12 protein-coding genes are annotated in these 9581 nt (G+C 73.9%); 7 read left to right on the top strand and 5 right to left on the bottom strand.

The window, feature by feature from the left end; translation table 11 throughout:
* Nucleotides 1–507 (bottom strand): hypothetical protein (locus G3I42_RS13305; protein WP_164285650.1); only part of this gene is annotated, 507 nt, incomplete at its 3' end.
* A 114-nt stretch (nt 508–621) separates the two neighbouring features.
* Between G3I42_RS13305 and G3I42_RS13300 the strand changes: the two genes are divergently transcribed.
* The 5 genes from G3I42_RS13300 to amaP are packed head-to-tail and all read left to right on the top strand — an operon-like array spanning nt 622 to nt 2903.
* On the top strand, nt 622–1059 hold the full coding sequence (locus tag G3I42_RS13300; protein WP_164285648.1) for an Asp23/Gls24 family envelope stress response protein: 438 nt from the start codon (nt 622–624) through the stop codon (nt 1057–1059).
* A gap of 31 nt (nt 1060–1090) precedes the next feature.
* Nucleotides 1091–1279, top strand: coding sequence for a hypothetical protein (locus tag G3I42_RS13295; protein WP_007828675.1), 189 nt, complete (start codon nt 1091–1093; stop codon nt 1277–1279).
* Nucleotides 1280–1285: 6 nt separating this feature from the next.
* Nucleotides 1286–1681: a hypothetical protein gene (locus tag G3I42_RS13290; protein ID WP_164285646.1), complete on the top strand. Its 396-nt coding sequence runs from the start codon at nt 1286–1288 to the stop codon at nt 1679–1681.
* A 50-nt stretch (nt 1682–1731) separates the two neighbouring features.
* Nucleotides 1732–2319, top strand: a complete 588-nt coding sequence (locus G3I42_RS13285) for a DUF6286 domain-containing protein (RefSeq protein WP_343244539.1) — start codon at nt 1732–1734, stop codon at nt 2317–2319.
* Nucleotides 2320–2324: 5 nt separating this feature from the next.
* A complete protein-coding gene (gene amaP, locus G3I42_RS13280; protein ID WP_164285642.1) occupies nt 2325–2903 on the top strand; it encodes an alkaline shock response membrane anchor protein AmaP in 579 nt (192 codons plus the stop codon).
* Nucleotides 2904–2950: 47 nt separating this feature from the next.
* On the opposite strand, the gene G3I42_RS13275 is transcribed toward amaP, so the two are convergent.
* From G3I42_RS13275 to G3I42_RS13260, 4 genes are all read right to left on the bottom strand, one after another.
* Entirely contained in the window at nt 2951–3682 is a 732-nt protein-coding gene (locus G3I42_RS13275) for an SDR family oxidoreductase (protein ID WP_164285640.1), read from the bottom strand.
* A 43-nt stretch (nt 3683–3725) separates the two neighbouring features.
* Nucleotides 3726–5549: a glycoside hydrolase family 15 protein gene (locus tag G3I42_RS13270; protein WP_164285638.1), complete on the bottom strand. Its 1824-nt coding sequence runs from the start codon at nt 5547–5549 to the stop codon at nt 3726–3728.
* Nucleotides 5550–5692: 143 nt separating this feature from the next.
* On the bottom strand, nt 5693–6493 hold the full coding sequence (locus G3I42_RS13265) for an SURF1 family protein (protein WP_164285636.1): 801 nt from the start codon (nt 6491–6493) through the stop codon (nt 5693–5695).
* A gap of 81 nt (nt 6494–6574) precedes the next feature.
* Nucleotides 6575–7570, bottom strand: coding sequence for a DEDDh family exonuclease (locus G3I42_RS13260; protein WP_164285634.1), 996 nt, complete (start codon nt 7568–7570; stop codon nt 6575–6577).
* Nucleotides 7571–7815: 245 nt separating this feature from the next.
* Between G3I42_RS13260 and G3I42_RS13255 the strand changes: the two genes are divergently transcribed.
* On the top strand, nt 7816–8538 hold the full coding sequence (locus G3I42_RS13255; protein WP_164285632.1) for a VIT family protein: 723 nt from the start codon (nt 7816–7818) through the stop codon (nt 8536–8538).
* Nucleotides 8539–8671: 133 nt separating this feature from the next.
* Nucleotides 8672–9581 (top strand): sterol desaturase family protein (locus tag G3I42_RS13250; RefSeq protein WP_239096427.1); only part of this gene is annotated, 910 nt, incomplete at its 3' end.

The raw sequence follows: 9581 nt of genomic DNA, 5'->3' as shown, positions 1-9581 counted from the left end.
GGCGGCCTCCTCCCCGTCCCCGCCCGGTTCCTCGTCCCCGGCGTCCCGGCCGGAGGGCTCCTCGTCGCGGCCGGAGCGCTCCTCGTCGTGGGGCGAGGGCTCCGGCGCCTCGTCGAGCAGTTCGGCCACGCGCAGGTCCACGGCCACGACATCGAGCCCGAGCCTCTCGCGGGCCGTCCGGGCGAGCACCGCGCGCAGCGCGTCCGTCACCTCGGTGAGCGTCCCCCGGGCGTGCACCCCGCACGTCGCGGTCAGCACCAGCGGCCCGGGCGGGCGCGCCGTCCCGGGGGCCGGGAAGCCCGCGTCCGGGGCGGCGCGCCCCTCCTCGGCCGCCGTGAAGGAGACCTTCCCGAGCCCGGCCCCCGACACGCTCTCACCCGTCCGGCGCAACGCGGCCGAAGCGGCCGATTCCGTCAGCCATGCCCCGCGGGCCGCCCCGGCGAGCGGCAACAGCCTGCCGAGCGCGAGCTGATCACGTACTGTCCGGTCCCATCGCCGTTCCGTCATGGGCCCAGCGTGCCGTACCGGGCGCCGCGTCAGGGCGCGAAGCGGCGCGTGGCCCCTTACTGTGCTCGAAGGAGTGCCCCTTTCAGTGCCCCTTTCGAGGAAGGCTGGAGCCCCATGAGCGAGAACACGCAGAACCAGAGCGGTGGCGAGGCCGCGGTGCGCGGCAAGACCACGATCGACGACGGTGTCGTCGAGAAGATCGCCGGGCTCGCGGCCCGCGACGTCTACGGTGTGCACGCGATGGGCAGCGGCGCGGCCCGTACCTTCGGCGCGATGCGCGACCGCGTCCCCGGCGCGAACAACTCCAAGTCCGTGACGCGCGGCGTCAAGGCCGAGGTCGGCGAGAAGCAGGCCGCGATCGACCTGGAGATCGTCGTCGAGTACGGCGAGCGGATCGCGGAGGTGGCGCGCAACGTCCGCGAGAACGTCGTCACGGCGGTCGAGCGCATGACGGGCCTGGAGGTCGTCGAGGTCAACATCCTCGTCAGCGACGTCAAGCTGCCCGACGAGAGCGACGACGAGGACGACAACGCCGGTTCGCGCGTCCAGTGACGCGGGGCCGGGTGGAACGGGAGAGGACACCATGAGCTGGGCCGTGCTCGGTCTGATCGTCGGCATGGCGCTGGGTTTCGCCGGGTACTTCGGCGGCTTCGGCGCGTTCTTGCTGGTCGCGGCGCTGGGCGCCGTGGGCTTCGTCGTGGGCCGGTTCCTGGACGGGGACCTGGAGCCCGGGGAGTTCTTCCGGCCGCGCGACCGCGGCGACCGGCGGTGAGGGGGAGTGCAGGGTCAGGACGCCGTCGAGCCCGCTGAGCGCGGCTCGACCCGTATCGCCGACCGCGTCGTCGCCAAGATCGCCGCGCAGGCGGCCCGCGAGGCGATCGCGCCGATGCCCCCGGGCGCCCGCGCCCCGCGCACGGCCGTCTCCGTGCACCGCGAGACCGCGCGCGTCCGGGTCAGCGTCGAACTCGCCTACCCGGGCGATCTCGGCGGCCAGTGCGGCGCGGTGCGCCACCGGGTCGCCGAACGCGTCGGCGACCTCGCGGGGATGCGGGTCCCGGAGGTCGCCGTGCAGGTCGAACGGCTGCACCTCGTCCCGCGGTCGTCGCCCGCTCCCGTCCCACCGGCCGGGTCCCCGCCGGACGTGCAGGCACCATCCCCGGAGGCAGCCCCGTGAGCACCGCGGACAGCCCGCGCCCGCCGGTCCTGGAGAAGACGGGCGCCCACGTGGCGGCGCCCCGGCCGCTGCCCGACCCCGACGCGCCCCCCGTGGCGCGCGGCGGGCGTTTCTGGTCGGCACGCCGCGTACCCGCCACGCTCCTCGCGCTCGTCCTGACCGGAGCCTCGGGCCTCTTCCTCTACGACGTCGTCGCCGTGCGCGCCGGGCACGCGGCGATGAGCTGGCGCAAGGAACTCGCCCGCGGCCTCGCGGACCACCACCTGGACGACACGTGGGTCCTCGTCGGCGCGGGCATCGCCGCCGCACTCGGCCTGTGGCTCCTCTTCCTCGCCCTCACCCCCGGGCGCCGCCGGCTCCTGCCGATGCGCAGGCCCTACGAAGGGGTGCGCGGCGGACTCGACCGGAAGGCCGCCGCGATGGTCGTACGGGACCGGGCCACGCAGGTCTCGGGCATCCGCTCGGCCCACGTCACCGTGCGCCGGCGCAAGGTCAAGGTGCGCGCGCTCGCGCACTTCCGCGATCTCGACGAGGTACGGGCGGAACTCTCCCAGACCCTCGGCTCCACCCTCACGGAACTCGGTCTCGCCCGCACCCCGCGCCTCGTCGTGCGGGTACGGCGCCCGGGGAAGGACTGAGCGGCATGCTGCGCACCCTCAACCGCGTCCTGCTCGCCCTCGCCGGGCTGGTCCTCATCGCGCTGGGCGGCTCCGTCCTCGCCGTGGGCTACGGCGCGAACCCGCCGCACTGGTGGGTGCACCAGAGCGAGCACGACGTGCTGCTCACGGCGGGGGAGCGGACCCGCTGGCGCGAGGAGGGCTGGTGGTGGCCCGTTATCATCGCCGCGCTCGCCGTACTGCTGCTGCTCGCGCTGTGGTGGCTCGCCGCCGGGCTGCGCCGCAGGCACCTGTCCGCGCTCCCGCTCGACGTCGGCGACGGCGACAGCGCGAACCTGCGCGGCTCGGCGCTCGAACAGGCGCTCGCCGCGCACACCGAACGCCTCGACGGCGTCGAACGCGCCCGGGTCCGCCTCCGCGGCCGGCCCGGCTCCCCGGTCGCCCACCTCCACCTGACCCTCGCCCCCGACGCGGCCCCGCTGCTCGTCCAGCACCACGCGGTGACGCAGACGCTGAAGGCGGCGAAGGAGGCGACGGGCCAGGAGAACATGCGGGCGGAGGTCCGGATGAACGGTGTCCCGCACGGGGCGGAGCGGGTGCAGTAAGCGGGCGCGGGGTCCGCCGGGCTCGGAAGCCGTGCGGGGCCTCCCGGTCAGAAGCCGTGCCGTGCCCCGCCGTCCACCGGGACCATCACGCCCGTCAGGTAGGACGCGGCGGGGGAGAGCAGGAAGGCCGCCGTGCGGCCGAACTCCTCGGGCGTCCCGAGCCGCCCCAGCGGAATCCCGCTCACGTCCGCCTCGCCCCCGTACAGCTCCTGCAAGCGGTCCGTGGCGATCTTGCCGGGCAGGACGCCGACGACGCGGATGCCCCGGGGCCCGAGTTCGCTCGCGAGGGACTTCGCGACGCCCGCGAGCGCGGGGCGCAGGCCGTTGGAGAGGGCGAGCCCGGCGATCGGCTCGTGCACCGAGGACGAGAGCACGAAACCGATCACGCCGCCCTCGCCCAGCTCGGCCGCCGCCGTCCGCGCGAGCCGCACCGCGCCGAGGAACACCGACTCGAACGCGGCACGCCACCGCTCGTCGTCCACCTCGCCGAGCGAACCGGCCGGCGGTCCGCCCACGCTCACGAGCACCCCGTCGAAACGCCCGAACCGCTCCCGTGCCCTCGCGACGAGCCGCCCGGCCAGCCCGGGGTCCGCGTTGTCCCCGCCGACCCCCACCGCGTGCGCGCCCAGCCTCGCCGCCGCCGCGTCCGCGCTCTCCTGCTCCCTGCCCGTCACGACGACCTTCGCGCCCTCGGCGACGAGCGCCTCGGCACTCGCGTACCCGAGACCACGCGTCGCCCCGGTGACAGCGAACACCCGGTCCTTCAGCCCAAGATCCATGGGGCCATTCTTCACCGGCCCCCGCCCGTGCGCCGCCCGGGGTTCAGCCCGCCGCGCCGGGCCCCGCGCTGCCGCCCCGGCCCGACAGCCCGAGCGCCGTGCCGACGAGACCGATGTGGCTGAACGCCTGCGGGAAGTTGCCGAGGTGCCGGCCCGTGCGCGGGTCGTACTCCTCCGCGAGCAGCCCCACGTCGTTCGTGTACGAGAGCAGTTGCCGGAAGAGCGCCTCCGCCTCCCGCGTGCGCCCCGCGAGGTGCAGCGCGTCGGCGAGCCAGAAGGAGCAGACGAGGAAGGCGCCCTCCTCGCCCGGCAGCCCGTCCACCTCGCCCTGTCCCGGGCTGTACCGCAGCAACAGGCCGTCTTCCGCGCCGAGTTCGGCGCGCACCGCCTCGATCGTGCCGAGCACGCGCGGGTCGTCGGGCGGCAGGAACCCGGCGCGCGGGATGAGGAGGAGGGCCGCGTCGAGCCCCTGCGAGCCGTACGACTGCGTGAAGGTGTTCCGCACCGGGTCGTAGCCCTTCTCGCACACCTCCGCGTGGATCGCGTCCCGCATCCGCCGCCAGCGGGCGACGTCCCCGCCGAGCTTCGGTTCCCTCTCCATCGCCCGTACGGTGCGGTCGGCGGCCACCCACGCCATGACCTTGGAGTGCACGAACTGGCGGCGCGGCCCCCGTACCTCCCACAGGCCCTCGTCCGGCTCCTGCCACGCCTTCTCCAGGTACTCCATGAGCTTGAGCTGGAGCTGCCAGGCGTGGTGCTTGGCGGGCAGGCCCGCGCGGTCGGCGAGGTAGAGCGAGTCGATGACCTCGCCGTAGACGTCGAGCTGGAGCTGGTGCGCGGCGTCGTTGCCGACGCGCACGGGCGCCGCGCCGTCGTAGCCGCCGAGCCAGGGCACCTCGAACTCGGGGATGCGCCGCTCGCCCCCGAGCCCGTACATGATCTGGAGCGTCGAGGGATCGCCCGCCACGGCGCGCAGCAGCCAGTCGCGCCAGGCGCGCGCCTCGTCGAGGTACCCGGCGGCGATCATCGCGCCGAGCGTCAGGGTCGAGTCGCGCAGCCAGCAGTAGCGGTAGTCCCAGTTGCGCACGCCGCCCGGCGTCTCGGGCAGCGAGGTGGTGGGCGCGGCGACGATGCCGCCCGTGGGGGCGTAGGTGAGGGCCTTCAGCGTGATGAGGGAGCGGACCACGACCTCGCGGTACGGGCCGTCGTAGGCGCACTGCGCGACCCATGCCCGCCAGTCGGCGAGGCTCTGCTCCAGTGCCTCGTAGGGCTCGATGAGGCGCGGGTGCTTCTTGTGCGAGGGGTACCAGGTGAGGACGAAGGCGACCTTCTCGCCCGCCTTGAGCGAGAACTCGGCGTGCGTGCTGAACTTCTCGCCCCAGCTCGGCACTTCCGGCTCGCTGCGCAGCCACACCGCGTCGGGCCCGGCGACGGCGACCCGGTGCCCGTCCGTTTTGCGCATCCACGGCACGATCGAGCCGTAGTCGAAGCGCAGCCGCAGCGTCGAGTGCATCGTGACCTCGCCGTCCAGGCACTCCACGATCCGTACGACATCGGGCGCCTTGTCGCGCTGCGGCATGAAGTCGGTGACGCGGACGGTGCCCCCGGGCGTCTCCCACACCGAGTCGAGGACGAGCGAGTCGGTCCGGTAGGCGCGGTGGGTGCAGTCGCCCTCGCCCTTCGGGGCGAGGAGCCAGTGCCCGTTCTCGTGCGTGCCGACGAGCGCGGCGAAACAGGCCGCCGAGTCGAAGCGCGGCAGGCACAACCAGTCGATCGAGCCGTTGCGCCCGACGAGCGCGGCGGTCTGGTGGTCGCCGATCAGGGCGTAGTTCTCGATGGGCTGGGTGTTCTCGGTACGTTCGGCCACGGGAAGCGGCTTCCCCGCCACCCGCGCGTCCAATCGAACGCACGCCCAAAAGGCCGCACGTCACACCGGACGCCGCGCCCCGGACCCCGGCGGCGCCGGAAACCGGGCGCGCTCAGACCCGGCGCGCTCAGACCCCGCCGCGCTCAGACCCCGGCGGGCTCCGGCTCCGCCGCTTCCGCCTGCGCGGCCTCGCGTGCCTCCTCCTCGCGGTCGCGCCGCTCGCGCCGGACGAGAATCCACCAGCCGAGCGGGACGGCCGCCGAGAACATCCACCACTGCACCGCGTACGCCATGTGCGGACCGATGTCGCTGTGGTCGGGCTCGGCGAGCAGTTCCGGTGTGCGTCCCGCGGGCTTCGGGGAGATCTGCTCGACGTACCCGCCGAGGACCTGCCGGTGCAGGCGCGCACTCTCCTCCGCGCTGTCGATCAGCATGATCTGGCGCGGGGGCAGGCCCTTGAGACTCTTGATCCCGCTCGCCGCGCTCGTCTCGTCGGCCTTGAGCCGCCCGGTGACGGTGACCTCGCCGGCGGGCGGCGCGGGGATCTTCGGGAACTCGGTCTGCGCGCCGTTCGCCGGAATCCAGCCCCGGTTGACGAGCAGCACCTTGCCGTCGCGCAGCACCAGCGGGGTGAGGACGTGGAAGCCGATCGAGCCGTCGTCGTTGGTGCGGCGGCGGACGACGACCTCGTGCGCGGTGTCGAAACGGCCCGTCCCCGTGACACGGCGCCACACCTCGGGCGTCGGCACCCTGTGCCCGGGGGAGGTCAGCTCCTCGGCGGGCACGGGTGGGGCCTCGACCGCCGCCGTGATCCGTTCGTTCTGCGCGACCTTGTGCTCGTGACGGTGGAGCTGCCAGAAACCCAGCTCGATCATCACGGGGATCAGGACGAGACCGATCAGCGTGATGATCAGCCACTGCCACGACAACAGGAAGCGGTACACCCCATGAAGGTACAACTCGCCCGACCTGTCCCCGGCGGAGGGGTGGCGTGTCCGGGCACACCACCCGCGCGGGACTCCGCCTCAGCCCTCGCCACCCGTCGCCGGGGCGACGTCCCGCAGCAACTGGCCGAAGGCGGCCTCGTCGACGACCGGGGTGCCGTACTGCCGGGCGCGGACCGTCTTCGACGTGCCCGAGTCGGGGTCGTTGGTGACGAGCAGGCTCGTGAGCCGCGAGATGCTGCCCGCGACGTGCAGCCCCGCCTCCGTCGCCCGGTCCTCCAGGAGTTCGCGCTCCGTCGAGGTGTCGCCCGAGAAGGCGACCCGCATCCCCTGCACGAGCGGCTGCCCGTCCTGCCAGCGGCCCGGGTTCGGGTACGGGCACGGGGGACGCTTGCGCGAGGGACGCCAGTTCCCCGCCGCCGGGCGGGACCCGTACGGGCCCCCGTACTGGCGGCCGATCGTGGGACGGGCCGGGCTGTCGGACCACTCGGTCAGCGGCAGGCACTCCAGGAGCGGCAGCCGTACGCCCCCGAGCGCGGCGGCCCGCAGGCTCGGCCGGAACGCCTCGGCGAGGACGCGGGCGTCGTCGAGCGCGTGGTGCGCGCGGCGCTGCTCGACGCCGAAGTGCGCGGCGAGCGTCTCCAGCTTGTGGTTCGGCAGCGGCAGCGCCAGCTCCTTGGCGAGCGCGATCGTGCACAGCCTGCGCCGTACCGGGGCCGTGATCCCCGCCCGCGCGTACTCGCGCGCGAGCATCGACCAGTCGAAGACCGCGTTGTGCGCGACGAGGACCCGGCCGTCGAGCCGCCGGGACAACTCCCCGGCGATCTCCGGGAAGAGCGGCGCGCCCTCCAGGACCTCGCTCGTGAGCCCGTGTATCCACACCGGGCCCGGATCGCGCTCCGGGTTGACCAGCGTGTACCAGTGGTCCTCGACCTCGCCGCGCGCGTCCACGCGGTACACGGCGGCGGAGACGATCCGGTCGTCGCGGGCCAGACCGGTCGTCTCCACGTCGACCACCGCGTACCCCTCGGGGTAGGCGGACGGCCAGGAGGTGTCGGTCGTACGGTCTTCGAGCATGGTCACTGAGGATACGGGGCCGGTCCGACAGCGCCCGCGCCCCGGCCCCGCGCCCGTACCGAATCAGGCGCGATGTCCGGATTGCGCGCCGCGCCGCGCCGGACGCCCGTTCGCCGCACGCCGGTACGGGAACTGGCGTGCGGTCAGCCGGGGAGCGGGGTGGGGACACCGGCGACGGCCCCGCCGGGACACGGATGATCGCCGAAAAGCCCGCCGCGCGCCCCGCGAGGTGTGAAGATCGCGCAATGACTGACGGAGAGCGGGAAGGGCGCCACGAGGAGAGTCACGGCGGGGCGCTCGGCACCAGGCTCAACTGGCTGCGCGCCGGAGTGCTCGGCGCCAACGACGGCGTCGTCTCCACGGCCGGGCTCGTCGTCGGCGTCGCGGGCGCGAGCGCGGACCGGGGCGCGCTCCTGACCGCCGGACTCGCGGGGCTCCTCGCCGGGTCGATGTCGATGGCGGCGGGCGAGTACGTCTCGGTGAACACCCAGCGCGACGCCGAGAAGGCCGCGCTCGCCGTCGAGCGGCGCGAACTGCGCGAGGACCCCGAGGCCGAACTCGACGAACTGACCCGCCTGCTCGCCGAGCGCGGCCTGAGCCAGGAGGTCGCACGCGAGGCCGCCGAACAGCTCACCGCGCGCGACGCGTTGCGCGCCCACGCCGACGTCGAACTCGGCATCGACCCCGACGCGCTCACCAACCCCTGGCACGCCGCCTGGGCCAGCTTCCTCTCCTTCACGGCCGGGGCGCTGCTCCCGCTCCTCGCCATCGTGCTGCCGCCCGAGAGCGCCCGCCTCGCCGTCACCGTCTGCTCCGTCCTCGCGGCGCTCGTGCTCACCGGCTGGACCAGCGCCCGCCTCGGCGGCGCCCCGCCGGGCCGCGCGGTCGTGCGCAACGTCGCGGGCGGCGCGGCGGCGATGGCGATCACGTACGCGGTGGGGGCGCTGCTGGGGGCGGCGGGGGCGTAGTTCGCCGGGCGGTCCGGGCCGTGCTCGTGCCGCCTGCCCCTGACTCCCGTACCGGTCAAGCGACTTACCGCAAGTAATACTCGTCGGTAACGACCCCTGTTCAAAGACCGCGAGGCGGCCTTACCTTGCCCGTATGCCGAACCTGCCCGATGTCGTGCTGTGGTCCCTCCCGGCGTTCGTCCTGCTCACCCTCGTCGAGATCGTCACCGTGCGCCTCCATCCCGACGAGGACGACGCCGGGTACGAGGTGAAGGACGCGGCGACGAGCGTCACGATGGGGCTCGGGAGCCTCGTCACCGACTTCGTCTGGAAGATCCCGATCGTCGCCGTCTACTCCGCGCTCTACGCGCTGACGCCGCTGCGGATACCCGTGCTGTGGTGGACGGTCCTCCTCATGCTCCTCGCGCAGGACTTCTTCTACTACTGGTCGCACCGGGGCCATCACGTCATCCGGCTGCTGTGGGCCTGCCACGTCGTGCACCACTCCAGCCGCGCCTTCAACCTCACCACCGCGCTGCGCCAGCCCTGGACGAGCCTCACCTCCTGGCCCTTCTACCTGCCGCTCATCGCACTCGGCGTGCACCCGGCCGCGCTCGCCTTCTGCTCCTCGGCGAACCTCGTCTACCAGTTCTGGATTCACACCGAGCGCGTCCACAAGCTGCCCGCGCCGATCGAGTACGTCTTCAACACGCCCTCCCACCACCGCGTCCACCACGCCTCGCAGGGCAGCTACCTCGACCGCAACTTCGGCGGCATCCTCATCGTCTGGGACCGCCTCTTCGGCTCCTTCACCCCCGAGACGGAACGGCCCGTCTACGGCCTGACGAAGAACATCGCGACGTACAACCCGCTGCGCGTCGCGACCCACGAGTACGCGGCGCTCGCCCGCGACCTGCGCGCGGCTCGCTCGTGGCGCGACCGGCTGCGGCACCTGGTGAACGGGCCGGGGTGGCGACCGCAGGCGGCGGAGGACGCGGGTACGGGTGCGGGTACGGGCGCGTCCCCCGCCGTCGTCACGGGCCCGGCCGCCTCGCCCGCCGCGG

The sequence above is a fragment of the Streptomyces sp. SID11385 genome (genome assembly GCF_010548245.1).
Lineage (GTDB): Bacteria > Actinomycetota > Actinomycetes > Streptomycetales > Streptomycetaceae > Streptomyces.
Note: the sequence above shows the minus strand (reverse complement) of the source record. Positions and strands in the feature narration are given on the sequence as shown.

Bases quoted from the DNA above. Each gene is read 5' to 3' on its own strand.
- G3I42_RS13275 (WP_164285640.1), bottom strand. From the start codon at position 3,682: ATGGATCTTGGGCTGAAGGACCGGGTGTTCGCTGTCACCGGGGCGACG.
- G3I42_RS13300 (WP_164285648.1), top strand. From the start codon at position 622: ATGAGCGAGAACACGCAGAACCAGAGCGGTGGCGAGGCCGCGGTGCGC.
- G3I42_RS13260 (WP_164285634.1), bottom strand. From the start codon at position 7,570: ATGCTCGAAGACCGTACGACCGACACCTCCTGGCCGTCCGCCTACCCC.
- G3I42_RS13255 (WP_164285632.1), top strand. From the start codon at position 7,816: ATGACTGACGGAGAGCGGGAAGGGCGCCACGAGGAGAGTCACGGCGGG.
- amaP (WP_164285642.1), top strand. From the start codon at position 2,325: ATGCTGCGCACCCTCAACCGCGTCCTGCTCGCCCTCGCCGGGCTGGTC.
- G3I42_RS13295 (WP_007828675.1), top strand. From the start codon at position 1,091: ATGAGCTGGGCCGTGCTCGGTCTGATCGTCGGCATGGCGCTGGGTTTC.